The organism is Huijunlia imazamoxiresistens (assembly GCF_037132455.1).
GTDB classification, from domain to species: domain Bacteria; phylum Bacteroidota; class Bacteroidia; order Chitinophagales; family Chitinophagaceae; genus Flavisolibacter; species Flavisolibacter imazamoxiresistens.
On record NZ_JBBBEI010000003.1, the window covers coordinates 77,930 to 101,515 of the forward strand.

19 protein-coding genes are annotated in these 23,586 nt (G+C 59.8%); 12 read left to right on the top strand and 7 right to left on the bottom strand.

Going from position 1 to position 23,586, the window contains the following annotated elements:
• Nucleotides 1-83: 83 nt before the first annotated feature.
• Complete coding sequence (locus V9K67_RS04215) at nucleotides 84-3,440, bottom strand: PAS domain S-box protein (protein ID WP_336720321.1); 3,357 nt, start codon at nucleotides 3,438-3,440, stop codon at nucleotides 84-86.
• A gap of 151 nt (nucleotides 3,441-3,591) precedes the next feature.
• Between V9K67_RS04215 and V9K67_RS04220 the strand changes: the two genes are divergently transcribed.
• Both V9K67_RS04220 and V9K67_RS04225 read left to right on the top strand, forming a co-directional pair.
• Nucleotides 3,592-4,692 carry an AI-2E family transporter gene (locus tag V9K67_RS04220; RefSeq protein WP_336720322.1) on the top strand — a complete coding sequence of 367 codons (1,101 nt, stop codon included), beginning with the start codon at nucleotides 3,592-3,594 and terminating at the stop codon, nucleotides 4,690-4,692.
• 46 nt (nucleotides 4,693-4,738) lie between these two features.
• Nucleotides 4,739-5,164: an SRPBCC family protein gene (locus V9K67_RS04225; RefSeq protein ID WP_336720323.1), complete on the top strand. Its 426-nt coding sequence runs from the start codon at nucleotides 4,739-4,741 to the stop codon at nucleotides 5,162-5,164.
• Here V9K67_RS04225 and V9K67_RS04230 read toward each other — a convergent pair.
• On the bottom strand, nucleotides 5,161-5,310 hold the full coding sequence (locus V9K67_RS04230; protein WP_336720325.1) for a hypothetical protein: 150 nt from the start codon (nucleotides 5,308-5,310) through the stop codon (nucleotides 5,161-5,163). The genes V9K67_RS04225 and V9K67_RS04230 overlap by 4 nt on opposite strands.
• On the opposite strand from V9K67_RS04230, the gene modA reads away from it, so the two are divergent.
• Genes modA through V9K67_RS04245 form a run of 3 tightly spaced genes read left to right on the top strand, consistent with a single transcriptional unit; the run spans nucleotide 5,309 to nucleotide 7,353 of the window.
• Complete coding sequence (gene modA, locus V9K67_RS04235; RefSeq protein WP_336720326.1) at nucleotides 5,309-6,058, top strand: molybdate ABC transporter substrate-binding protein; 750 nt, start codon at nucleotides 5,309-5,311, stop codon at nucleotides 6,056-6,058. The two genes, V9K67_RS04230 and modA, sit on opposite strands and share 2 nt — an antisense overlap.
• A 9-nt stretch (nucleotides 6,059-6,067) precedes the next feature.
• On the top strand, nucleotides 6,068-6,739 hold the full coding sequence (gene modB, locus V9K67_RS04240; RefSeq protein ID WP_336720327.1) for a molybdate ABC transporter permease subunit: 672 nt from the start codon (nucleotides 6,068-6,070) through the stop codon (nucleotides 6,737-6,739).
• Complete coding sequence (locus V9K67_RS04245) at nucleotides 6,736-7,353, top strand: ATP-binding cassette domain-containing protein (protein ID WP_336720328.1); 618 nt, start codon at nucleotides 6,736-6,738, stop codon at nucleotides 7,351-7,353. The genes modB and V9K67_RS04245 overlap by 4 nt, the downstream gene beginning before the upstream one ends.
• Before the next feature lie 12 nt (nucleotides 7,354-7,365).
• Here V9K67_RS04245 and V9K67_RS04250 read toward each other — a convergent pair whose 3' ends face one another.
• Together V9K67_RS04250 and V9K67_RS04255 are read right to left on the bottom strand one after the other, a co-directional pair.
• Nucleotides 7,366-8,706, bottom strand: coding sequence for a sensor histidine kinase (locus V9K67_RS04250; protein ID WP_336720329.1), 1,341 nt, complete (start codon nucleotides 8,704-8,706; stop codon nucleotides 7,366-7,368).
• Nucleotides 8,706-10,052 (bottom strand): sigma-54-dependent transcriptional regulator, encoded by a 1,347-nt coding sequence (locus V9K67_RS04255; protein ID WP_336720330.1) that lies wholly within the window; start codon nucleotides 10,050-10,052, stop codon nucleotides 8,706-8,708. The genes V9K67_RS04250 and V9K67_RS04255 overlap by 1 nt, the downstream gene beginning before the upstream one ends.
• 235 nt (nucleotides 10,053-10,287) lie before the next feature.
• Between V9K67_RS04255 and V9K67_RS04260 the strand changes: the two genes are divergently transcribed.
• The 4 genes from V9K67_RS04260 (at nucleotide 10,288) to V9K67_RS04275 (ending at nucleotide 15,384) form a co-directional block, all read left to right on the top strand.
• On the top strand, nucleotides 10,288-11,547 hold the full coding sequence (locus V9K67_RS04260) for an efflux RND transporter periplasmic adaptor subunit (RefSeq protein WP_336720332.1): 1,260 nt from the start codon (nucleotides 10,288-10,290) through the stop codon (nucleotides 11,545-11,547).
• A 29-nt stretch (nucleotides 11,548-11,576) separates the two neighbouring features.
• Nucleotides 11,577-12,254, top strand: a complete 678-nt coding sequence (locus V9K67_RS04265; RefSeq protein ID WP_336720333.1) for an ABC transporter ATP-binding protein — start codon at nucleotides 11,577-11,579, stop codon at nucleotides 12,252-12,254.
• A 36-nt stretch (nucleotides 12,255-12,290) separates the two neighbouring features.
• Nucleotides 12,291-14,711 (top strand): ABC transporter permease, encoded by a 2,421-nt coding sequence (locus V9K67_RS04270; RefSeq protein ID WP_336720334.1) that lies wholly within the window; start codon nucleotides 12,291-12,293, stop codon nucleotides 14,709-14,711.
• Between the two features lie 220 nt (nucleotides 14,712-14,931).
• The gene (locus V9K67_RS04275; RefSeq protein ID WP_336720336.1) at nucleotides 14,932-15,384 is read left to right on the top strand and encodes a hypothetical protein; all 453 of its coding nucleotides are present in this window, start codon (nucleotides 14,932-14,934) and stop codon (nucleotides 15,382-15,384) included.
• Nucleotides 15,385-15,404: 20 nt separating this feature from the next.
• Here the strand turns inward: V9K67_RS04275 and V9K67_RS04280 are convergent, their stop codons facing one another.
• Nucleotides 15,405-18,758, bottom strand: a complete 3,354-nt coding sequence (locus V9K67_RS04280; RefSeq protein WP_336720732.1) for a DEAD/DEAH box helicase — start codon at nucleotides 18,756-18,758, stop codon at nucleotides 15,405-15,407.
• A gap of 78 nt (nucleotides 18,759-18,836) precedes the next feature.
• Nucleotides 18,837-19,820, bottom strand: a complete 984-nt coding sequence (pfkA, locus tag V9K67_RS04285; protein ID WP_336720337.1) for a 6-phosphofructokinase — start codon at nucleotides 19,818-19,820, stop codon at nucleotides 18,837-18,839.
• A 193-nt stretch (nucleotides 19,821-20,013) separates the two neighbouring features.
• Between pfkA and bamJ the strand changes: the two genes are divergently transcribed.
• The 3 genes from bamJ to V9K67_RS04300 are packed head-to-tail and all read left to right on the top strand — an operon-like array spanning nucleotide 20,014 to nucleotide 22,598.
• Nucleotides 20,014-20,448, top strand: coding sequence for a BamJ family beta-barrel-assembly machinery protein (gene bamJ, locus V9K67_RS04290; protein WP_336720338.1), 435 nt, complete (start codon nucleotides 20,014-20,016; stop codon nucleotides 20,446-20,448).
• Between the two features lie 59 nt (nucleotides 20,449-20,507).
• Nucleotides 20,508-20,987, top strand: coding sequence for a DUF4112 domain-containing protein (locus tag V9K67_RS04295; protein WP_336720340.1), 480 nt, complete (start codon nucleotides 20,508-20,510; stop codon nucleotides 20,985-20,987).
• 54 nt (nucleotides 20,988-21,041) lie between these two features.
• Nucleotides 21,042-22,598 (top strand): protein adenylyltransferase SelO, encoded by a 1,557-nt coding sequence (locus tag V9K67_RS04300; RefSeq protein ID WP_336720341.1) that lies wholly within the window; start codon nucleotides 21,042-21,044, stop codon nucleotides 22,596-22,598.
• 221 nt (nucleotides 22,599-22,819) lie between these two features.
• Here the strand turns inward: V9K67_RS04300 and V9K67_RS04305 are convergent, their stop codons facing one another.
• Nucleotides 22,820-23,119, bottom strand: coding sequence for a hypothetical protein (locus tag V9K67_RS04305; RefSeq protein WP_336720342.1), 300 nt, complete (start codon nucleotides 23,117-23,119; stop codon nucleotides 22,820-22,822).
• Nucleotides 23,120-23,586 lie beyond the last annotated feature (467 nt).

Here is a 23,586-nt window from a genome sequence, read left to right on the forward strand (position 1 = left end):
CCGCCGGCCCCGGTTGTTTTGTCCTTTTCCGGTCCAAGATAGGGCACCCGGAATTAAAAAACAACGAGGGCCCGGGGGTGAGGCTACCCCACCGGCAGGAACACATCGAATACGGCGCCCTCGCCGGGCTTGCCGGTAGCCTCGATATAGCCGCCGTGGTTCTGGACGATCTTTTTGCAGATGGCGAGGCCCAGGCCCGTGCCCGGGTATTCGCTGCGGTTGTGCAGGCGCTGGAACAGTTCGAAGATCTTGCCCGCGTACTCCTGCTCGAAGCCGATGCCGTTGTCGCAAAACTGCAGGTGCAGGCAGCTGTCGCCCAGGCGTAGACTACCGGTGCCGGCCAGGCGGGCGGGCACTTCACGGGCCGATATCGTCACCACCGGCGGCGCTTCGGGCCGGCTGTACTTGACCGCGTTGCCGATAATGTTTTCAAACAGCTGGCGCATCTGGAACTCCACGCCCCGCACCCTTGGCAGGCGGTCGGCCACCACGGTAGCGCCCTTTTCGTCCAGGGAGGCCTTCAGGGAAAACTGGGCCTGCTCCAGCACCTCGTTCAGGTCTACCGGCGCCTGCTCTTCGCGTGCCATGTCCACCTTCGAATACGACAGCAGGTCGTGGATCAGGGCCCGCATGCGGGCGGCGGCGGTCAGGATCTTTTGGATCTTGCTGCGGCCCTCCTCACTGAGCGCCGGCTCGCTCGCCTCCAGCATATTGCTGAACGTCTGGATCTTGCGCAGGGGTTCCTGCAGGTCGTGGGAAGCGATGAAGTTGAAGGACGCCAGCTCCTCGTTGGTCTGTTGCAGCTCGATATTTTTTTCCTTCAGCTCTTTCTCCGCGGCTTTCAGGGCGGTGATGTCCAGGGCCATGCCGATGATCTGTTCGGGTTCGCCTTTGGCATTGCGCCGGAAGATGGCCTGGCGCGCATACAGGTGTCGGTAGTGCCCTTCGCGGTTGCGCAGGCGGAATTCGGTTTCCAGAACGGTGCCGTCGACGGCGGTTTTCAGGCGTTCGTGGTTTTCCTGCTCCCGGGCAATGTCGTCGGGGTGCAGGAGGTGCTGCATGATGCCCGGCCCCATTTCCTGGAGCTCCTTTTCGCTGAAGCCATGGGTGTCGAGCAGGCTTTTGTTGGCAAAGACATGGGAGCCCCGCATCAGGTCGAATACGTAGATCGAGATGGGCGCCAGCTCGCTGATATGGCGGTTGAAGGCATAAGCCTCCTGGAGGGCCTTATTGCGCAGGTGCAGGTCCATATTGGCCTTTTCCAGCTTTTTGGCGGCCTGGATGCGCTCGGTAATGTCGTGTCCCATCACCAGCAGGCCTTTCACCTGCTCCCGGCTGTCTTTCAGGGGAATGAAGTTGAACTCCTCCACCCGGCCGCCGGCACCGGCACATTCGTGCTTCAGGGTGGCGGTGCCGTTCAGCCCCGCCTCTACCAGCCCGATGCAGCCGTCCTTCAGCATGGAGGGAAGGAGGTCCGGCAGCTTTTTGCCCAGCACGTCGGCCTTTTCCAGTCCCAGCCGCTCGGCGCAGGGTTTGTTCCAGGTGGTGATGCGCTGCTCGCCGTCCACGGCAAAGATGGTATCGGTGCTGTTGTCGAGCAGGGTTTCGATCAGCTCGTTGCGGCGCTGCAGGTCCTGCTTCAGCAGTTCCTCTTCGGTGCAATCCTGGATGCTGCCGAACACCACCTCTTTTTCGCCAAAGGTTTGAAAGCCCCGGATGTAGCGTACGGAGCCGTCGGGCCGGAGGATGCGCAGGTGCAGCGGGGACACGTCCCCCCCTTCCCGGGTCTGGCGGCGGTAGTCCAGGAAGGTCTCCCGGTCATCGGGATGCACCTGCCGGTGGAACCAGTCGGCACAGGGGCTGACCGAGCCCGGCTCGACGCCGAAGATGCGGTAGAGGTTTTGCGAAAAGCTGAAGGCGTCGCTTTGCGTATCCCAGCGGAACGACCCCAGGCGGCCGGCCTGTTCGGCCTGCTCAAAGCGGATGTTGTTTTCCTTGAGCTGGCCCATGGCTTCCTTGATCTGGGTGATATCATGAACGAGCACGAGGAGGCCTTCCACCTCGTCCTCACCGTTTTTCAGGGGGATAAACCAGATCTCGGCGGTCCGGCGGTTGTGGAAGAAGGAGATCTCCTTGCAGAGGGTTTCCTTTCCCTGCAGGGCCGCCTCCATCAGGTGCAGCTTTTCATCGTCGAGCAGGCCGGGCAGCAGGTCGGTGATCTTTTTCCCCAGCACGTCTTCCTGGGTAAAGCCGTACATTTTTTCGCAGGCCCTGTTCCAGTGGGTCACCCGCAGCTCGGTGTCGTAGGCGGCGATCATGTCCACGTTGTTCTGCAGCATCAGCTCCATGAAGTTGGCCCGCTGGCGGGCCTTCTGTTCCAGCAGGTATTCTTCGGTCACGTCCTGCACCGTTGCCAGCAGGATGGGCTGGCCCTCCTCGTTGCGGATCAGGCGGCCGTTGGATTTGAGGTGGCGAAGGGCGCCGTCGGGGCGTACCAGGCGGAAGCGGGTGGAAAAGACCGCGTCGGCCTCCCGCTGTTCCTGCAGCAGGGCGGCTACCCGCCCGCGGTCGCCGGGGTGTACCAGCTCCAGGAAGGGCGCCAGGGAGGGCTGGCCCGGCGGGGCTTCCAGGCCGGCAAGGGTAAGCAGGTTTTTCGACCAATCCACTTTATTGGAAACGGTATTCCATTTCCAGGAACCGATGGTGCCCAGCTTTTCGGCCCGCTCCAGCAGCAGGTAGTTGCGGCGGGCTTCTTCTTCGGCCTGGCGGCTGTGGGACAAATATTTTTTGGAGAGGCGGAGCTGTTGCATGAGGCGGTAGAACACAAAGCCCAGGAGGGCCAGGGCCAGCGCCGACAGCAGGCCGGCATAGAGCGGCAGGGAGGCCTTGTAGCGGCTGCTGAGGGCGGTGCGGTCGTCGAGGAGCCGGGCTTCCAGGGCATCCATGCGCCCCAGCTGTACTTTGATGGCTTCCATGACCTCTTTTCCCAGCAGGAAGCCCCGGTAGGGTTCGCCTGGACTGATCAGCCCGTCCTGGTGGCGAGCCAGCATGCCTTCGAGCAATTGCAGGCGCCGGCTCACCAGCCGGCGCAGCGAGTCCACATTGGCCACCTGCCCCGGGTTGTCGCCCACCAGGGCGCGCAGGTGGTCGAGGTGGCTGTAAAACCGCCTTTTGCTGCTGTTGTATTGCTGCAGAAAGGAAGCGTCCTGCGACAGCAGGAAGCCCCGCTGGTCGGCCTCGGCCTCTTTAAGCTTGGAGAGGGTTTCGGCCAGGTTCAGCCGCACCACATGCGACTGGGTGACCCATTTTTCTGCCTGGTTCAGGTCGCGGGTCCTTTTGATAAAAAGGCCCGACAGGCCGCACAGCAGCACCACCGCCGCAAAAAACAGCAGTTTGGCCGGCGCCTTTTCCGCAGGCGAAAAGAAGGTCAGTTTCTCCATAAATTCATTTTTTCCGGGGCGGGCAGAACCTGCCGTCCGCTAAAAATAAGGCAAAGCACTGCAGTTTGTAACGCGAAACGACGAACGAAGGCTTTTTGCAGCTTAATGGGGAGCATTCCGGTGGTGGTACAATTGTTTCTGTACAGCTTACATGCAGATCCAAAAATTATTGAAGGCAGCCCTGGTCCTGCTGATCCTGATTGCCATTGTGGTCATTCTCGTATATGCCAAACCCTTCCTGGTGCCCCTGACCTTTGCGGCGCTGCTGGCCATGCTGCTGGTGCCCGTGGCCCGGTGGCTGGAGGGTAAGGGCGCCCACAAGGCCGTGGCGGCCCTGGCAGCGGTGCTGCTGCTGGTGGGCTTTTTTGCCGGCGTCTTCTGGCTCCTGGGCTGGCAGGTTTCCGACCTGGCCGGCGATGCCGGGCAACTGAAAGAGCAGGCGGGCGCCAAGTACCAGCAGCTCCGCACATTTATCTCGGAAAAAATGGGGATCCCGCCCGAAAAGCAGCAGCAGATGCTGAAGGAGCAGCAGGCGTCCTCGGCCGGAAAGACCAGCGGCTTCATCTCGGGCTTCCTCGCCGGGCTGGGCGGCCTGCTCACCAACACCATCTTGGTGCTGGTGTACCTGTTCCTGTTTCTTTTTTTCCGCGGGCATTTAAAACAATTTATCCTGCGGCTGGTGCCGGCCGACCAGCGGACCACGGCCCTGGACATCGTCCACAACAGCCAGCAGGTGGCGCAAAAATACCTGGGCGGCCTGTCGGCCATGATCGGCCTGCTGTGGGTGCTCTACGGCATCGGCTTTTCCATTGCCGGGGTCAAGAGCGCCGTGTTCTTTGCCATCCTCTGCGGCCTGCTGGAGATCGTGCCCTTTGTGGGCAACATCACCGGCACCGCCCTTACCCTGGCTATGTCGCTGGTGCAGGGCGGCGGCACCAACCTGGTCGTGGGCATCCTGGTAACCTACGGGCTGGTGCAGTTTCTCCAGACCTACATCCTCGAACCGCTGATCGTGGGCGCCGAAGTAAACCTCAATCCCCTGTTTACCATCCTGGCGCTGGTGGCGGGCGAACTACTGTGGGGCATCCCGGGCATGATCCTCGCGATCCCCCTGGCCGGCATCGTCAAAATTGTCTGCGACCGGGTGCCGCCCCTGCAGCCCTTCGGCTTTTTGCTGGGAGCCGAAAAGAAAAAGGAGGACAAGGGACTGAAAAAGAAAATAAAGGATTGGTGGAAAAAAGTGAAGGGATGATTCCGTTAAATTCGAACTTTCACCAAACCCCATTAACCCTCTAAAAATGACAACGGCAGAAAAAACACAGATCACGGTAGCCGCCACCATCCAGGCCCCGGTAGCAAAAGTCTGGGAATTCTGGACCACACCCGAACACATCCTCCGCTGGAACAGCGCTTCCGAGGACTGGCATACCACCAAGGCCGAAAACGACCTGCGCACCGGCGGCGCCTTTTCGTCCCGCATGGAAGCGAAGGACGGCAGCTTCGGCTTCGACTTCGGCGGCGTGTACGACGAGGTCCTCCCCAACGAACGCATTGCCTACACCATGGGCGACGGCAGAACGGTAACCGTTTCGTTTACCGCCAACGGGCAGGAAACTTATGTGGAGGAAACCTTTGATGCCGAGACCACCCACCCGGCAGACATGCAGCAGGCAGGCTGGCAGTCGATCCTCGACAATTTTAAACGGTATGCCGAATCCCATTAAACGGTAAAGGAGACTTTCTTGCCATCTTTTTTATGCGGCAGGCCAGGGGCAAACGTCCCTGGCTTTTTTTTCTGCCCGGCAAGTCCCGGTTTAGCCGGAAGGTGGTAGCTTTCCGCCGCCAATGCGCATCCAAATTGTAACATCATGAAAAGGATCATTGCCTTTCTCGCCTTGCTGGTTTCCCTGGCGGTGAACGCCCAGCCCCTGCGCCTGGCCGTTGCCGCCAACGCCCAGTTCGTAATAAAGGAGCTGCAGGCCGATTTTAAAAAGCGGACCGGCATCGAAACCGAGGCCATCATCGGCTCGTCGGGCAAGTTTGCCGCCCAGATCAAAAACGGCGCCCCCTACGATTTTTTCCTGTCGGCCGATATGGATTTCCCGGCCCAGCTGTATAAAGAAGGCTTTGGCGCCACCTCCCCTAAGGAATATGCACAAGGCAGCCTGATCGTCTGCAGCGCGTCGGCTGCCGACCTGAAAAACTGGCGTGGCCTGCTGCTGCAAACAAGTACGAACAAAATCGCCCTGGCCAACCCCGACCTGGCGCCTTATGGCAAAGCGGCCCGGCAGGCATTGCAGCAATACGGCATCTGGGAGAAAATAAAAACCAGGCTGGTCTATGGCGAAAGCATCGCCCAGGTAAATACGTACATCACCACGGGTGTGGTCCCCCTGGGCTTCACCACCGAATCGCTGATCCACGAATATGCCTCCAAAGGAAAATTACACTGGGCACGAGTGGAAGCAAAAGCCTATGACCCGATCCGGCAGGGCATGCTGGTGCTCAAGCACGCCCAAAAGGAGCGCTACCGGCAGGCGCTGAAGTTTTATAACTACCTGTTGTCGGCGCCGGCGCAAAAACTATTGCTTCACTATGGCTACCGCCTGCCTTCATAACCGAACGCTATGGATTGGAGCCCTGTCTGGCTAAGCATGAAACTGTCCCTGGTCACCACCGCCATCCTGCTGGTGACGGGGGTGCCCGTGGCCTACTGGCTGGCGGGCCGGGGCACGTGGGTAAAACTGGTGATCGAAGCCCTCATCACCCTGCCGCTGGTACTTCCGCCCTCGGTGCTGGGCTTTTACCTTCTGCTGGCCTTCAGCCCGCAGAACGCCCCGGGCCGGTGGCTCCGGGAGGCGCTGGACCTGCAGCTGGTGTTTTCCTTCGAGGGCCTGGTGGTGGCGTCCCTCCTGTACAGCCTTCCCTTTATGGTCAGCCCGGTAAAGTCGGCCTTCGCCCACCTGCCGCCTTCGCTTTCCGAAGCATCCTATACCATGGGAAAATCCCGGCGGGAAACCTTTTTCCGGGTGCTGCTGCCCAACATCCGCTATCCCCTGCTCACGGCCTGCATCCTCACCTTCGCCCATACGCTGGGCGAATTCGGCGTGGTGCTGATGATCGGCGGCAATATTCCCGGGGTGACCCGGGTAGCCTCCATCGCCATTTACGACGCCGTGGAAGGAATGGATTATGCACTGGCCGGCCAGTATTCGCTGTTGTTGTTTGCCTTCACCTTTGTGATCGTGATCGCCGTGTTCGCCCTAAACCGGCGGGCCGCTAAAAGTCCCCTGGAATGATCGAGATCGATATTACGAAACGCCTGCGCACCTACAGCGGGGCCGACCAATTGCGGGTAAAAACCACCATCGCCACCGGGCAGGTGACCGGTATCTTCGGCCCTTCCGGGTCGGGCAAATCCACTTTTTTGAAAATCCTGGCGGGGCTGGTGCAGCCCGAACAGGGCCTTATCCGGGTGCAAGGGGAAACCTGGCTGGATACGGCCGCCCGCATCAGCCTGCCGCCCCAGCAGCGGCGGGTGGGCTTCGTGTTCCAGGATTATGCCCTATTCCCCAACATGACGGTGGAGCAGCACCTGCACTACGGCACCCGGGATAACGGCTATGTACAGCGGCTGTTGCGCCTGGGCCGGATGGAAACCTTTGCCCATCACCGGCCCCGGCAGCTCTCCGGCGGCCAGCAGCAGCGGCTGGCCATCCTGCGGGCGCTGTCCACCCGCCCCGGCCTGCTGCTGATGGACGAGCCCTTCTCGGCCCTGGACCGCCACCTGAAGGGAGGCCTGATCCCCGAATTAAAGCAACTCCTTACCGAAGGGGGCACCACCTGCCTGATCGTGACCCACTACCCCACCGAAACCGAAGGTTTCGCCGACCATTCCTTTACCATGGAATAGACCCAAGCGGCTTCAAAACTGCAGCAGGAATACCGTGCCCGCTCCTACTTCCGACTGCACATGGATGGAGCCCCGGTGCAGGGCCATCAGCTGCCGGCACAGCGTGAGGCCGATGCCGGCGCCGCCGGGCTTGGTACTGAAGAAGGGAATAAAAATCTTTTCCTGCAGGTCGGCGGGGATGCCCGGGCCGTTGTCGCCCACCCGGATCCCTACGCGGCCGTGGGCAGCGGTGGCGGCGGAAAGGGTAAGGGCAGCCCCCGGCCGGCCGTGAACGGCCTCCAGGCCATTCAACAGCAGGTTGATGACCACCTGCTCCACCAGGTGGCGGTCCGCCTCCAGCGCCAGCGAAGGCTCGTTCAGGAAAACGGACAGCTCCACCCCTTTCTGCCGGCAACCGGGCTCCATCAGGCGGCAAAGGTCCTCGAACAGGTCGCGGACATAAAACCGCTGCCGCTCGGGCTGTGCCACCCGGTTCACGTGGCGGTAGGTTTCCGCAAACCGCGCCAGCCCCCGGCTGCGGTTCTTGATGGTATGGATGCCCGTTTCAAAATCCTCCACCAGGGCGGGCGGGAGGCGTTCCTCCTTCAGCAGGGCGATGCTGCCTTCCAGGGTTTCGGCCAGCGAGGTGATAGGGGTAATGGAATTCATAAGCTCGTGGGTCAGCACGTTCAGCAGCTTTTGCCAGGCCCGCGCTTCCGACTCCTCCCAGGCATCATGAATATTTTGAAAGGCCACGATGCGGAACGAGCGGCCGCCGGTGGCAAAAGTGGTGGCGGACAGCAACACCTTGCGGGCCGTTTGCTCGATGGGGATCGCCACCACCCGCGTCTCTCCTGCCGGCAGCGACACCACCTGTTCGTACAGGTCGTTGTTGCGGCGGGCAAAGGCCGCGATGTTTTTGAGGTAAGGCACCTGCAGCATTTCCTTCAGCGGTTCGTTCATCAGGGCTACCTCCCCGCTTTCCTGCTCGTACGACAGGATGCCCGTGCCCACCATTTCCAGCACTTTTTGCAGGTACCAGTAGTGCCGGTCCTTTTCGCGGGCCAGCTCGCGAAAGCGGGCGCTGAGGTCGTTGAACCCTTCGTGCAGCGCTCCCAGGGCTGGATCGCCGTTCGGCGCAAAATGGCGGGTAAAATCGCCGTAGCGGGCGGCGGCGGCAAACTCACTAAGACCGGTAAAGATCCGCTGGTAGCGCCTCCAGGCGCTCCAGGCCGTATACCCAAACAACACCGCCGCCGCTGTAGCAGCCAGGCACTCCCCTTTGGCCAGGTACCAGCCGGCCAGGAAAGCGGCGGCGCCGGCGGCCAGCAGGGGCAGAAAAAAACGGAAACGGACCTTTGGCGTTCGCTGCATCAGATATCGTATTTGTCCAGGCGGCGGTAAAGGGCGGTGCGGGTAAGGCCCAGCTCCCGGGCGGCCTGGGTGATGTTGCCCTTGTTTTTTTCGATGGCCCGCAGGATGGCGTTGCGCTCCAGCAGTCCCAGGTTGGTCTCCGACAGTTGCGGCCGGGCAAATTCGGCTTCCAGGGGCGAGAAAAGGATGTCTTTTGCCTGCAGCAGGCTGCCCTCCGCCAGGATCACGGCCCGCTCGATGGTGTACTGCAGTTCCCGCACGTTGCCGGGATAGGAATAGCGCAGTAGCTTGTCCGCCGCGCCTGCATCCAGCTCAAAGAGCGGCTTGTGGTATTTGCGGGCGTAGAGCTCGCTGAAATGGCGGGCCAGCAGCAGGATATCCTCCCCCCGTTCGCGCAGGGGCGGCACCGTTATTTCCACCGTATTGATGCGGTACACCAGGTCCTTGCGGAAGCGGCTTTCGTTGGCCAGCTCGCGCAGCGGCACGTTGGTGGCGCACAGCAGGCGGATGTCCACGGGGCGGGGGTGGTTGGAACCCAGGGGCGTCACCTGCCGGTTCTGCAGCACCGTCAGCAGCTTGGCCTGCAGGGGCAGGGAAATGTTGCCGATCTCGTCGAGGAAGAGCGTGCCGCCACCAGCCGCCTCGAACCGCCCTACACGTTCCTCACGGGCATCCGTAAACGCACCTTTTTTGTGGCCGAACAGTTCGCTTTCGAACAGGGTTTCCGACAGGGCGCCCACGTCTACCTTCACGAACGGCGCCTGCGCCCGCAGCGACTGCCGGTGGATGGTCTTGGCCACCAGGTCCTTGCCCGTGCCGTTCTCACCCAGCACCAGGATGTTGGCCTCGGTAGGCGCTATTTTGCTGATCTTGTAAAACACCTCCTGCATGCCTTCCGAGGTGCCGATCAAATCGCTTTCGGCCTTCTTTACAGCAGGAGCGCCGGCGGCCGCACCACTCTTACGGGAAAGGGCTTCGCGCAGCGTTGCCAGCAGCTTGTCGTTGTACCAGGGTTTGACCACGAAATCCAGGGCGCCTTCCTTCAGGGCCCTTACCGCCAGCTCGATCTCGCCGTAGGCGGTGATCATGATCACGCCGGTACCGGGCCGCAATTCGCGAATCCTGCGCAGCCAGAAAAAGCCTTCGTTGCCGTTGGTCACGGCGCTTTTGTAGTTCATGTCCAGCAGCACCAGGTCGAAGTGCTCGGAATGGAGCAGGCCGGGGATCCGCTCGGGGTTCTTTTCGATGTGGAGGTCCCCCACCTGGGTTTTCAGCAGCAGCCGGAGGCTGGTGAGCACATCGGGGTCATCGTCGATGACCAGTACGACAGCATTCTTGAGTTGCATGGGCTAAAAAATTTTTCCGGCAGCGTCCCGCTACTCCAAACTGCAAGTATACCACTTCCCCTCTTTCCCGCAAACCGGCACCGGAAGCCCGGGTGTATCAAAACCGGACACCGGTTGTCCGGAAACGGACAACACGTTCACCGGGCAACACAACAAACCACTGGCAATGAAGCCCTTGCATTTCCGGCATCATCCTGTAGGCACCAGAGGCGCAACCAAACCAAATATTTCAGCAATGGACATCGTGCTTCCGAAAAAGAAATGGGGCAAAAAGAAGTGGGCACTGGCCGGCGGCCTGGCGGTGCTGGTCCTGGGCACCGCCTGGGGCTTCCTGTTGTCGCCGGCCCACAGCCGCGCCTATGTGCCCCGAAACCGGGTCACCATCAGCACTGTCAGCCGGGGCCCTTTTGGGGAATACATCCCGGTCAACGGCATCGTGCTGCCCCTGGCCAGCATTTACCTCGATGCCCTGGAAGGCGGACGGGTGGAGGAACGCTACGCGGAGGACGGCGCCCTGCTGCAAAAAGGAGCGCCCATCCTGAAGCTGGCCAACACCGACCTGGAACTGAGCCTGGTGAACCAGGAAACGGCGGTCTTTAACCTGCTGACCCAGATGCAGATCTCCCGCAACGCGGCCCGCCAGAACAGCATCAGCCGCCTGAACCAGATGGCGGAGGCCGAACACGCCTGGAAGGAGGCGGAACGGGTGTACCGGCAGAACGAGCGGCTGGTGGTGAATGGGGCGGTGAGCCGCCAGGAATTCATGCAATCGCAGCTCACTTATGACTACTGCCTGAAAAAAAAGCGGCTGACCAGCCGGGTGGTCCGCGAAGATTCGCTGGCGGTGCAGGAAGAAGAGCGGCAGGCACGGCAGTCCTACCAGCGCATGCAGAACGCCCTGGCCGTCTTTCGCCGCAAGGTGGAGGACCTGGTGGTGCGGGCGCCCGTCAGCGGCCAGCTGACCTCCCTGGACGCCGAGATCGGCCAGAACAAGAACAAGGGCGAACGCCTCGGCCAGATCGACGCCACCAATGGCTTCAAGGTGCGGGCCGACATCGACGAGCACTATATTTCCAAAATATTTACCGGCCTGGAGGCCACTTATACCTTTAACGGGAACAGCTACCCGCTAATAATCAAAAAGGTGTTTTCGCAGGTGACCAACGGCCTGTTCCAGGTGGATATGGCGTTTGCCGGCAAGGTGCCGCCCGCCATCCGGCGGGGACAGACCCTGCAGGTGCGGCTGGCCCTGGGCGACGAGCAGCCGGCGGTACGGCTGCCCCGCGGCGGCTTTTACCAGCAGTCCGGCGGCCTTTGGGTATTCCGGCTGTCGGAAAAAGAAGGCAAGGCCTACCGGGTGCCCGTCCAACTGGGACGGCAAAATCCCGACTTTTACGAAGTGATCGGCGGCCTGCAGCCGGGCGACCGGGTAGTGACCTCCGGCTATGAAACTTTTTCCCAGGTACAGGAGCTGGTCCTGGAACCAAACCAGTAAGCCCTGTAAAACAAAAACCATTCGTGCATATGATCCAGATTACCGAACTCAGCAAACACTTCCGCACCGAGGAAGTGGAAACCATCGCCCTCAACGCCGTTTCCCTGGAGATCGGGGAAGGCGAATTTTTAGCCATCATGGGCCCCTCGGGCTGCGGCAAGTCCACCCTGCTCAACATCCTGGGCCTGCTGGACACGCCCGGAAAAGGCAGCTACCGGTTTCGCGGAACCGAAGTCGCCGGCCTGTCCGAACAGCAGCGGACCTCTTTGCGCAAACAAAACATCGGCTTTGTCTTCCAGAGCTTCAACCTGATCGACGAGCTGTCTGTCTACGACAACGTGGAGCTGCCGCTGATCTACAACCGCACGCCGGCCCGCGAACGCAAGCAGCAGGTAGAGGCCGTGCTGGAGCGGATGCAGGTCGCCCACCGGCGGCACCATTTCCCGCAGCAGCTCTCCGGCGGGCAGCAGCAGCGGGTGGCCATTGCCCGGGCCGTGGTGCACCGCCCGCGGCTGATCCTGGCCGACGAACCCACCGGCAACCTCGACTCGGCCAACGGCACGGCGGTAATGCAACTGCTGACGGAGCTGAACGAAGAAGGCACCACCATCGTGATGGTCACCCACAGCCACCAGGACGCCCGCTACAGCCACCGCATCCTCCGGATGCTCGACGGGCAGACCGTTATGGAAACCCTGGCCGTATAACCGAATCGAACCACGCCACCGCACAAACGAATTTTGATGCAGCTGAAACAAATCTTCCACCGGCTCGGCCGGCAAAAAGACCTGACCCTAATCAGCCTGGGCGGACTGACCCTGGGCTACATTTGCTTTTTCCTGATCCTCTCCTACTGCCGCTATGAACGCAGCTTCGACCGCTTTCATAAAAACGGCGACAACACCTACCGGGTGGCGTACAAACGCTTCAACCAGGAAGTAATGGAATACGAAACCGCCAACGGTTTTTACCCCGAAGGCCGGTACCTGCAGGAAAACGTTCCCTCGATCGTGAACCATACCACCCTTGCCCGTAATTACAACCTCACCATCGCCTCAGAAAGCGCAGGCGGCCAGCAGGTGTTCTTCAACGAAGAGAAAACCTATTTTGCCTCCAGCTCCTTTCTTTCGGTCTTTTCCTTTCCCCTGCTGAAAGGCAATCCCCGGGACCTGGACAAACCCAATACGGTCTTTCTGACCGAGAGGGCCGCCCAAAAATATTTCGGCTCCGCCGATCCCATCGGCCGTACCCTGAAGGTGAACGGCCGGGATACCTATGCCGTGGCCGGCATCCTCCAAAACCCGCCCTCCAATACCCATCTGCGGTTCGACTTCCTGTTTTCGCTCACCACCCACCTGCATAAGCTGGGCGACTGGATCAACAACCACTGGTACGGCTACGACCTGTTTTATACCTACATCCAGCTGAAGGAAGGGGCCGACCCGGCATCCGTTCAGCAGATGCTGCCCGTGATGGTGGAGAAGAACTACGGCGAGCAGCTGAAAGGAGCCAGTAAGCGGGATGAATTCTTCCTGCAGCCCCTGGCGGACATCCACCTCCATTCCAGCCTGGAGTGGGAGACCGAAAAGCCGGGCAACGGCGAGGCCATCCGCATCCTGCTGTATTTTTCGGTCTTTGTGCTGCTGATCACCTGGATCAACCACATCAACCTCACTTCCGCCCAGTCGCCCGGCCGGGCCCGTGAGGTGGGCGTGCGCAAAACGCTGGGCGCCTCCCGGGGGTTGGTTATGGGCGAACTGGCCGGGCAGTTTGCCGCCTTGCCCGTGCTCAGCCTGCTGGCTGCCGCCCTGTTGCTGGCCCTGGCCAGCCGCCTGCCGGCCGCATCGGCTTTTTTCGCACCGGAAGTGCTAACCGACGCTGTCTTCTGGGGCATCATTGCCGCCGTGGCGGTGGCGGGCATCCTGGCCACCAGCCTGCTGCCGGCCCTGCCCTTGTCGCGCTACCTGCCGGCCGACGTGCTCAAGGGGCGCCTGGCCCCTACCTTCCGGAACCTTTTTTTGCGCAAGGCGCTGCTGGGCTTCCAGTACGTCGTGTCCTTTATCCTCATCACCGGCGCCCTCCTCATCCACAACCAGGGCACCTACCTGCTGAACAAGGACCGGGGGCTGGACAACAGCTCGGTGGTGGCAATCCGCTTTCCCAAAGTGCTCGATTCCACCCTGGATACGAAGGAGCAGGCGGCCCTGTTTCGGGATAAGGTACGCCCCCTGCCCTGGGTAAAGGATTACACCGCCGCCACCGACGTGCCCGAACAGGAGATCGAGAACTTTGGGTCGATGTACCGGCGCGAAAGGGGCAAGGTGGATGAAAAGGCGTATTTCCGCGTGGGGGCCGACGACAATTATTTTCGCTTCTTCAAGGTACGGCTGGTGGCCGGCCGCTTCCTGTCGCAGGACATCAAATCCGACGAGCTGGGCGTGGTGCTGAACGAAAGCGCCGTCAAAAAGCTGGGCTACGACCGCCCCGAAGACGTCATCAACCTGCGGGTGGGGTCGGGGAAAAAGGAAAGGACCGTCGTGGGCGTGGTGCAGGACTTTCACTACCGGTCCATCAAGGTAAAACCCGTGGCCACCATGTTCAACTACCAGCAGAAGGGGTTGAGCTATTTTGCCGTAAAACTGTTTCCCGGCGATGCGCAGGTGCGGGAGCACCTGGAGGTGCTGCGGGGGATCTATGGGGCGCAATTTCCCGGTAACCCTTTTGAATATTTCTTCCTCGAGGAAGCCATGAAAAAAGACCTCCGCGCCGACCTGGACTTCGCCAACATTTTTGGCGCCTTTTCCCTTTTGTCCATTCTTATTTCACTGACAGGGCTGCTGGGACTGGTGATCATCAGCCTGAACCAAAGCGTGAAAGAGCTGGGCATCCGCAAGGTGATGGGGGCGGGATTTGGCGATATCGCCCTGCTGGTGGCGAAAAAGTTTGCTCCTCCCCTGGCCATAGCACTATTGGTGGGCATCCCGGCCTCGGTCTGGGGTTTTTCCTGGTGGATCAGCACGTATTACATTTACCACATACCCGTCAGCTGGCATTATTTCGCCGTGCCCACCCTGTTCCTGACCGTCCTGGCGGTCCTAGTCATTGCCTTCCAGGTGTACCGGGTGTACCACCAGAAAGCCATCATTGCATTAAAGTACGAGTAAACGGTTGTAGCTGGCCGTTAGCACTCCTGCTTTAGGCCTGTCCACGTACCCCGGAATTGTATTCCGGGGAAGTTCACTTCATCCTAAAAAAATGATAGGTCGAACCGTCCTTACCCGGAATGCAATTCCGGGGTACGTGGTCCTGCTCTAAGAGGACGATGCCCGGCACTACAAAGCTTCTTATGCGTTCAAAGAGGCAATGCCCTTAACTTTAGGGCCTATGGCCCTTTCCACCTTTGCCTTAAAACATTTTTTTGCAGCTGCGGTGCTGGCGGCAATGATTTCCTGCTCGTCTATTGGAGTCAAGGAGTCCGGTAAACACGAAGCAGATGCTACCGCCCTTGCTAAAGACACGCTTGAAGCCTTCGAGAGCTTTAATAAGCGCTTTCATGCCGACTCCGCTTTCCAACTTTCCCGCATCGCTTTTCCTCTTCAAGGAAAGTCGATAGAAGGCAATGAACAACACGCATGGACCCGCCAAAACTGGCATTTTTTGAAACAGCCGGTAAACGAACAGGGTGCCCCTCCGGGGTACCGCCGCGGCCTGAACCGGACCGACTCCACCGTGACGGAAAAACTCTGGATCGAAGACAGTGGAATGATGACGGAGCGGCGCTTCGAACGCAAAGGAAATAAATGGTTCCTGACCTATTTTGAAGATGTAAACCTGTAGGTGGGCGCTTCTTTTGCCCCTTATTTCCCTCCCAGCAGGTTTACCAGGTCACGCTTCGTAAGGGATTTGAAAATGGACGCGTCGGTGCGCACCAGGCCTTCTGCCAGCTCTCGCTTGGTGGTCTGCAGCTTCAGCATCTTTTCCTCGATGGTACCGGGACAGATGAAGCGGACGGCCACCACGTTGTTGTGCTGCCCGATACGGTAGCAGCGGTCGATGGCCTGGTTCTCCACGGCGGGGTTCCACCAGGGATCCACCAGGTACACGTATTCCGCCTCGGTCAGGTTCAGGCCCGTCCCCCCGGCCTTCAGGCTCACCAGGAACACCCGTACGTTCTCGTCCGTCTGGAAATTCGTGACCGCCGCTTCGCGGTTGCGGGTGCTGCCGGTCAACAGCTCGTAGCCGATGCCCCTTGCGTCCAGTTCCTTCCTTATCAACTGCAGCATGGATACGAACTGCGAAAACACCAGTATCTTGTGGTAAGGCGCCTTGTTCTCTACCTGCTCCAGCAGGGTGCCGATCTTGGCCGAGGTATCGCCATACAGGGTTTCATCCTGCAGCAGCAGCGGCGAGTTGCAGATCTGCCGCAAACGCGTAAGCCCCCGCAGCACGTGCATGCCGCTTTTGGGTAAATCCTCCTCGGATTTCGATTCCAAAAAGTCGCGCAGCTCCTTTTCATAGCGCTCGTAGATCTCCCGTTGGGCCGGCCCCATTTCGCAGTACTGCACCATCTCCGTTTTGTCGGGCAGCTCGGTGGCCACCTGGGCCTTGGTGCGCCGCAGGATAAAGGGAGCGATCCGCTGCTGCAGCTCGCGGGCCCGCCGGCTTTCTTTGAAATTGTCGATGGGGTTGGCGTACACGTCGCGGAAGTAGCGCTTGTCACCCAGCAGTCCCGGGCAGGCAAAGGACAGTTGGCCGTACAGGTCAAAGGTGTTGTTTTCCAGGGGCGTGCCGGTGATCACCAGCCGGTTACGGGCCTGCAGCAGGCGGGCGGCCCGGTAGCGCTGCGAATCGGGGTTTTTGATGTTCTGCGACTCGTCGAGGAAGATATAGTTGAAGGTGTATTTTTTCAAAAAATCCACGTCGGACAGCAGGGTGCCGTAGGAGGTCAGCACGAGGTCGTACGCGGCAAAGGCGGCCGTGTTGCGCGCCCGCTGCGGGCCGTATTGGGTAACTATTTTTAGCGAGGGGGCGAACTTCCGCACCTCGGCCTGCCAGTTGAAAATCAGGGAAGCGGGCGCCACCAGCAGGTTGGCGGCGCCGGGCATTTTCTGGCGCTGCAGCAGCACGAACGCCAGCACCTGTACCGACTTGCCCAGGCCCATGTCGTCGGCCAGGCAGCCGCCGAAATTGAAGTGGTCGAGGAAGGCCAGCCAGCTCAGGCCCTGGTGCTGGTAGGGCCGCAGCTCCGCCGTCAATCCCTCGGGCAGGGGCACCTCTTCGATCGCCTCGAACCGCGACAGCTTTTCCTGCAGCAGCGCCAGCTCCGACAGCACCTGCGGGTCGAGGAAGTGGGGGTCGTAGAGTTCCTCCACGGCGGCATAGTTGATCTTGGGGGTCCGCAGCAGATCGGCGGGCAGCACCTCCCCTGCCTGGAACCAGGCGGCAAATTTTTCCATCCACTCCAGGGGCAGGATGCCCTGCGAGCCGTCGTCGAGCTGCACGTAGCGGCTGCGGTTGCGGACGGCTTTCTGCAGCTGCTTCAGCCCCGCCTTCTTGCCGCCGAAGCGCACGCTGATGTCGGTATCGAACCAGTTGATGCCGCTGCGCACCTGCACGGTCACCTTGGCCTTGTGGGGATTGAGTTTGTTGCCTTTTAATTTGTTGAAGCCGTAAATGGCAATGCCGCCCTGCTGCCAGGCGTCAAAGGCTTCCAGGAACCAGTCCTCCGCCAAAAAACGGTCGCGGTGCAGGTAAAAATAAGGCAGCTCCTCCTCCAGCTGTTCGGCAAACAGGGGATGCTGCCGCAGGAGCAGTCCTACGAAGGCGTCCTCCGCCGCCGTATCCCGGGGCAGGAAAAATAGGTTGCCCGTGGCATCGGTGGCCTGCACCTGGCGGCGGGAAAAGACCGGCACTTCCACGGTGCCGTACTTCACTACCGGCTCCAGCAGGATGTAGTTGTCCATATCGGATAGGTAGAGGATGCGTTCCACGGAGGCCGTAAGACCGGCCTTCACCGCCTGCTCTTTGGTAGCGGGCTGCAGCCAGGTGTAGCGCACGGGAACGCGTTCGCCCAGGCCGTCGAGAACCTCCTTGCGGAAGGCTTCGAATTTCGATTCGTGGATCAGCAGGCTGTAGTGGTGCTGCCGGAAAAACTCCACCAGCTTCAGCAGGTGAAAGGTGGCCGGGAGGTATAAAGTATCCTGGTAACGGAGAAAATAATCGTAGCAGAGGGGCAGCTCGGCCAGGTCCAGCACCTGCTGCTGCAGGCGCACCTGGGCGGTGGCTTCGTAAAAGGAGCCCCTGCGGTTTACCTTTACCGTTAGCTCCTTCAGCAGGGGAGCCATTTTTAGTTCCTCCAGCGCGGCGGCAACGATATTGTCCGACCCTTCCTGGTTATGGCCAAAGAACTGCAGGCCGCGGGGATTTTTCACGACCGCCTTCAGGGCTTCGAGGCCCTGGGCCGTTTTGGGGGTGGTGTGGTTGTTTCGAAACTGGCAGAGGCCGGTAAAAAACTTGATTTCGGCCCCATCCGAAGCTTTCCACAGAAAATCCTGGGGCTCCAGGAGGCGTAACGGATTGCGGAGCTTTGCTTCCCGGGTGGTGGCGCCCTCGAACAGGTCGAGGCACAGGTGGTGGTAAAAGCGGTGCTGCCGCAGCACTACCCCTTGCAACAGGCCGGCCGGCAGCGGTCCCTCCGTCCGCGGCAGCGCCGGGGCGTCGCGGAGCACCTGCTGCTGCAGCGCCCGCGTCGTATCACTGGTAACGGCAAAGAGGTTGACGGCCCGGGGCCGGATACCGAGTTTGTTGCCTTCGTAGGCCAGCACGAAAAATTCGTCGGGATCGGGCTCGTGTTGCAGGCCGTAGGGGGTGGCGAACTTCCGCAGCGCATCGTGGCGCTGGCGGTCGTCGAAGAACAGGCGCAGGTCGTTGCGGGTAGTGAGCTGGTACAGCACCCGGGCGCCGTGTTCGCAAAGCTTGCCCGTGGGGCCGTTGCACGAACAGGCCAGGTGCAGGTCCTTTCCCTGGCGGCGCAGGTGTACCCGGAAAGCCTCGCCGGCGGCAGCCTGCAGTTCGAAGGTGGCGGCATGCAGCCCGATTTCCTCCGGCTGTATCCGCACGCTGTCCCGGCTGTCGGGAAACTGCCAGGAGGGGCATTGCCGCCGGATAAAGACTTCGTTCACCCCGGAAATCTCGAGGTTATGAAATACCACGCTCAAGGATCGGATGGATTTAGATGATGAACCGCTCCCCGGTCTCGTCGGAGACCAGAGGAGCGGTTTTAGTAGCGGTTAACTGGCCAAAACCTTGATGATCTTCATCCAGTCTTCGCTGATCTTGCCTTTTTTCTTGCCCACCTCGTCCAGGGGAATGTAGTTCATGCGGTTGTTCAGGATGCCGACAAACACATTGTGGCGTCCTTCCAGCAGGCATTCCACGGCATGGTAGCCCATGCGGCTGGCGATCAGCCGGTCGAGGCAGGAAGGCGAGCCGCCCCGCTGGATGTGGCCCAGGATGCAGACCCGGGTGTCCATCTGCGGCAGGCGCTTGCGCACCACCTGGGCGATGGTTTCGGCCCCGCCGAACTCGTCGCCTTCGGCCACCACGATGATATTTACGAGCTTTTTGCGGCGCTCCTTTTCCTGGAGTTCGGAAATAATGTTGTCCAGGTCGGTTTTGCGCTCCGGTACCAGCACGCTGATGGCACCGGTGGCGATGCCCGAGTGCAGGGCGATGTAGCCGGCGTCGCGGCCCATTACTTCCACGATGAAGAGGCGGTCGTGGGCGTCGGCGGTATCGCGGATCTTGTCGATGGCTTCTACGGCGGTATTGACGGCCGTGTCGAAGCCAATGGTGAAGTCGGTGCCGGCAATGTCTTTATCGATGGTGCCGGCCAGGCCGATGACGGGGATGTCGTACTCCTTGCTCAGGGCCATGGCGCCTTTGAAGGAGCCGTCGCCGCCGATGACCACCAGGCCGTCGATGCCGCGGGCCTTCAGCACGTCGTAGGCCTTTTTGCGGCCTTCGGGGGTATAAAATTCCTTGCAGCGGGCAGTTTTGAGGACGGTACCGCCGCGCTGGATGATGTTGGCCACAGAGCGGGACTCCATTTTGAACAGGTCTTCTTCAATGAGGCCCTGGTAGCCCCTCATGACGCCATACACCTCCAGTCCGTGGTACAGGGCGGTTCTGGTCACAGCCCTTACGGCTGCATTCATGCCGGGAGAATCGCCCCCGGAGGTCAGTACGGCTATACGGTTAACTTTCTTTTGCATTGCTTCTGTAATTTCTTGAACCTGATTGGTTTAGCTAAAAATCCCCTGCTTTGGGCAAAGGAGGAACCGTCCTGATGGGAAACAGGACAGTTCTGCCGCAAAGAAAGTGGTTTTGTACGTGCCGCAGATGATTTGCATTTACTTTTTCACTGTTGTTCGTCAGGCTGTCTTTACTTTTGGCCAAAATACTTTTATGGGAATAGCAGACATCCTGTTTCAAAAAAAGAAAGAATTAGCCGCCGCCAACCTGAAAGCGGGCCAGGAATTCCTTGAAGCCAACCAACAAAAGCCCGGGATCGTAGCCCTGCCCAGCGGCCTGCAATACGAGGTCATCACCGAGGGTACCGGCGCAAAGCCCGGCGCTACCAGCAATGTGACCTGCCACTACCACGGCACGCTGATCGACGGCACCGTGTTCGACAGCTCGGTTCGCCGCGGCCAGCCGGCCACCTTCCCGCTCAACCGCGTGATCAAAGGCTGGACCGAAGGCCTGCAGCTGATGCCCACCGGCAGCAAATGGCGCTTCTTTATCCCGCCGCACCTGGGCTATGGCGAACAGCAGGTGAGCGCCCAGATCGGCCCCAACAGCACCCTCATTTTCGAAGTGGAGCTGATCGCCATTAGTTAATAATGCCGGGAACCGGCGCCTCCGGCCCAAAATGGCACGGGAATTTCACCTCCGAAGCCATGGCAACAACACGAATGTACCCCCGGGAGGGCGCCCCTACCCGGCGCGGCTTGAGAGAGGTGGAACTCCTGGCGAAACTGATGGACGCCCAGTTCCGCATTCCCGGCACCGACATGCGGTTCGGGCTGGACGGCATCATCGGCCTCATACCGGGTGCCGGCGACCTGTCCACCTTTGCCGTCTCGTCTTATATGCTGTGGATCATGGCCCGTAACGGGGCCAGCGGGAATATATTGGCCCGGATGGTTCTGAACGTGCTCATCGATACGGCCCTTGGTTCCATCCCGCTCATCGGCGACCTGTTCGACTTTGCCTTCAAGTCCAATATGCGCAACCTCCGCCTGATGCAGGAACACTACCAGGAAGGACGCCACCGCGGCGGCGCCTGGAAAGTGGTGGTCCCCTTAATGCTGGTCCTGCTCCTGGTGATCGCGGCCATCGTTTTTTCCGTTTATAAACTGCTGGCAGCCATTTTTTAGTCAAAAGGGTCTTGCGACCCTTTTGCTTTCTTTGACCCCCTGACTTTCCCAACTATGGACCATCTGCACACGAAAGCCTATCGCAACGACTTCGTTACCACTTTTCCCGGCGACCAGAGCGGCGACCTCAGCCCGCGGCAGACGCCGGGCGTCCTGTACAGCAAGGCCCTGCCCACCCCGGTAAAGGAGCCCCGCCTGCTGGCCTGGTCGGCCGACCTGGCGGAACAACTGGGCATCAGCGCCCCCGCTGCGGAGGACGTCAACATCCTGGGCGGCAACCTCGTCACCCCTTCCATGCAGCCCTATGCCGCCTGTTATGCCGGCCACCAATTCGGCAGCTGGGCCGGCCAGCTGGGCGACGGCCGGGCCATCACCCTGGGCGAATGGACGGCCCCGGACGGCCAGCCCTGGGAGCTGCAGCTGAAAGGCGCCGGCCCCACCCCCTACAGCCGCCGGGCCGACGGTCGGGCGGTGCTGCGCTCCTCGGTCCGCGAGTACCTCATGAGCGAAGCCATGCACCACCTGGGCGTGCCCACCACCCGGGCCCTCGGCCTGGTAACCACCGGCGACCCGGTGCTGCGGGATATGTTTTACGACGGCCACCCGGCCTTCGAGCCCGGCGCCATCGTGATGCGGGTAGCTCCCTCCTTCCTGCGCTTCGGCAACTTCGAAATGCCGGCGGCCCGGCGCGAAACCGCTAACCTGGAGCGACTGACCGACTGGACCATCGCCCGCTTCTTCCCGCACCTGCAGGGCAAGGACCGCGTGCTGCTGTGGTTCCAGGAAGTGGTGGAACGCACCGCCGCCCTGATGGTGGAATGGCTAAGGGTGGGCTTTGTGCACGGCGTGATGAATACCGACAATATGTCCATCCTGGGCCTGACCATCGACTACGGCCCCTACTCCTTCCTCGACGATTACGACCCCAGCTTTACGCCCAATACCACCGACCTGCCGGGCCGCCGCTACGCCTTTGGCCGCCAACCGTCCATCGGCCTGTGGAACCTGGGCTGCCTGGCCGGCGCCGTTTCGGCCCTACTGCCCGGCACCGACGAACTGGAAGCGATCCTGGACGGCTACCAGGAGGTGCTGCTGGAAAAATATTACCTGATGATGGCCAACAAGCTGGGACTGAACGAGCTGCTGGAAGAAGACAATGAGCTGTTCGCAAACTTCGAGCGGGTCCTGTCTACACTGAAGCCCGACATGACCATTTTTTACCAGCTGCTGACCGACCTGCCCCCGGACCTTTCCACCGAGGAACAGGTAGGGACGCATTTTGCCCCCAGCTTTTACAAAGAGCCCGATGCGGCCGGCCGCGCAGCGCTGTTCCAGCTGGTACGGGAGTATGGCGAACGCCTGCTGCTGAATACCTGTTCACGGGAGGAATCGGTGCTGCATATGCGAAAAGCCAATCCCCGTTTTATTTTGCGTAATTACCTGTTGTCGCAGGCTATCGAGGAGTTGGAAAAGGGCAGCGATGTGCTCTTCCGCCAGTTGCAGGAAGCCCTGCGGGATCCCTATTCGCGCCGCTTCGACCAGTTCTTTGCCAAGCGGCCCGAATGGGCTACGTCCAAGGCCGGATGTTCGATGCTGTCGTGCAGTTCGTAAAGAGCGTTAGGGCCTTGTTTTTTAGCAGCTTACTTTAAGCGGAAGAATTATGAGTCTTTATCTTGTACAAGTCCTTCGGGTACCCGAAGGACTTGTACAAAAACAGGAAAAGCAATTCTTCCCTGAAACGAAACTTACATAAAAAAACAAGCCCTACCGAAGTAGGGCCTGTTACCAAAAGAGGCTTATGTACCGTTGTTTTCTGCCAACAAAGAAACGCCTTAAAGAATCCGTATCTGCTTGCCGGAACGCAGCAGAGCACCCACCAGTTGCAGGTCGTTCTTTTGAGGAGCCGACACGATCACCAGGTCAATGGACTGGTCATCAATAATCGCGGCTTTGTCCTGCACCACTTCCATCTCGGGATACTGGGCCACCAGGAACCCTGCAGGCTCCTGGGCGGTATGCAATACCTTTTTTAAGTTATAGTTGTACCCGCAGATCCGCTGCAGGTAGTTTAATTGTAAATCCTGTTTGGATACACTGCAATCCACCAGTGCAATATTCTTTGCTGCACTCATCTTGTTTATTTTTTAATGACGAATAAATAGAACAAACGTTTTCAAAAAACAACGTTCTCCCCCGCCGAACATCGGCGGTACTTCGGGAATTCGTTTAAGGCAAGCAGGTCAGCAGCTTTGGCAAGCAAGCGGGACAAGTGAGGTCCGGTAGGGTTTAAAAAAAGCCCACTGTAGAAACAGCGGGCGACTAACGATTGCTTGCCATATGAAAATCTTCCATCAGGGACCGGCCTCGGAAACCGGCCTCATGAAATACATTAATCTTGTTTGATTTCGATACCGCAAAACTAAGGCAAAAGTTTAAACGATTAAACAAGACCGATGTTAAAACACCGAATATTTTTTATAAGTAATTATACGTAGCTGATAACCAACTGATTATCAGCCATAAAATTTATTTTGCCCAACTGTTTAACCGATTAAACTATGCTGTACCTTCCCCGTCCGCTACGGTCACGGGGGGAAAC

Coding starts and splice junctions, on each gene's coding strand:
- V9K67_RS04215 (WP_336720321.1), bottom strand. CDS start 3,440: ATGGAGAAACTGACCTTCTTTTCGCCTGCGGAAAAGGCGCCGGCCAAA.
- V9K67_RS04220 (WP_336720322.1), top strand. CDS start 3,592: ATGCAGATCCAAAAATTATTGAAGGCAGCCCTGGTCCTGCTGATCCTG.
- V9K67_RS04225 (WP_336720323.1), top strand. CDS start 4,739: ATGACAACGGCAGAAAAAACACAGATCACGGTAGCCGCCACCATCCAG.
- modA (WP_336720326.1), top strand. CDS start 5,309: ATGAAAAGGATCATTGCCTTTCTCGCCTTGCTGGTTTCCCTGGCGGTG.
- V9K67_RS04230 (WP_336720325.1), bottom strand. CDS start 5,310: ATGATGTTACAATTTGGATGCGCATTGGCGGCGGAAAGCTACCACCTT.
- modB (WP_336720327.1), top strand. CDS start 6,068: ATGGATTGGAGCCCTGTCTGGCTAAGCATGAAACTGTCCCTGGTCACC.
- V9K67_RS04245 (WP_336720328.1), top strand. CDS start 6,736: ATGATCGAGATCGATATTACGAAACGCCTGCGCACCTACAGCGGGGCC.
- V9K67_RS04250 (WP_336720329.1), bottom strand. CDS start 8,706: ATGCAGCGAACGCCAAAGGTCCGTTTCCGTTTTTTTCTGCCCCTGCTG.
- V9K67_RS04255 (WP_336720330.1), bottom strand. CDS start 10,052: ATGCAACTCAAGAATGCTGTCGTACTGGTCATCGACGATGACCCCGAT.
- V9K67_RS04260 (WP_336720332.1), top strand. CDS start 10,288: ATGGACATCGTGCTTCCGAAAAAGAAATGGGGCAAAAAGAAGTGGGCA.
- V9K67_RS04265 (WP_336720333.1), top strand. CDS start 11,577: ATGATCCAGATTACCGAACTCAGCAAACACTTCCGCACCGAGGAAGTG.
- V9K67_RS04270 (WP_336720334.1), top strand. CDS start 12,291: ATGCAGCTGAAACAAATCTTCCACCGGCTCGGCCGGCAAAAAGACCTG.
- V9K67_RS04275 (WP_336720336.1), top strand. CDS start 14,932: ATGGCCCTTTCCACCTTTGCCTTAAAACATTTTTTTGCAGCTGCGGTG.
- pfkA (WP_336720337.1), bottom strand. CDS start 19,820: ATGCAAAAGAAAGTTAACCGTATAGCCGTACTGACCTCCGGGGGCGAT.
- bamJ (WP_336720338.1), top strand. CDS start 20,014: ATGGGAATAGCAGACATCCTGTTTCAAAAAAAGAAAGAATTAGCCGCC.
- V9K67_RS04295 (WP_336720340.1), top strand. CDS start 20,508: ATGGCAACAACACGAATGTACCCCCGGGAGGGCGCCCCTACCCGGCGC.
- V9K67_RS04300 (WP_336720341.1), top strand. CDS start 21,042: ATGGACCATCTGCACACGAAAGCCTATCGCAACGACTTCGTTACCACT.
- V9K67_RS04305 (WP_336720342.1), bottom strand. CDS start 23,119: ATGAGTGCAGCAAAGAATATTGCACTGGTGGATTGCAGTGTATCCAAA.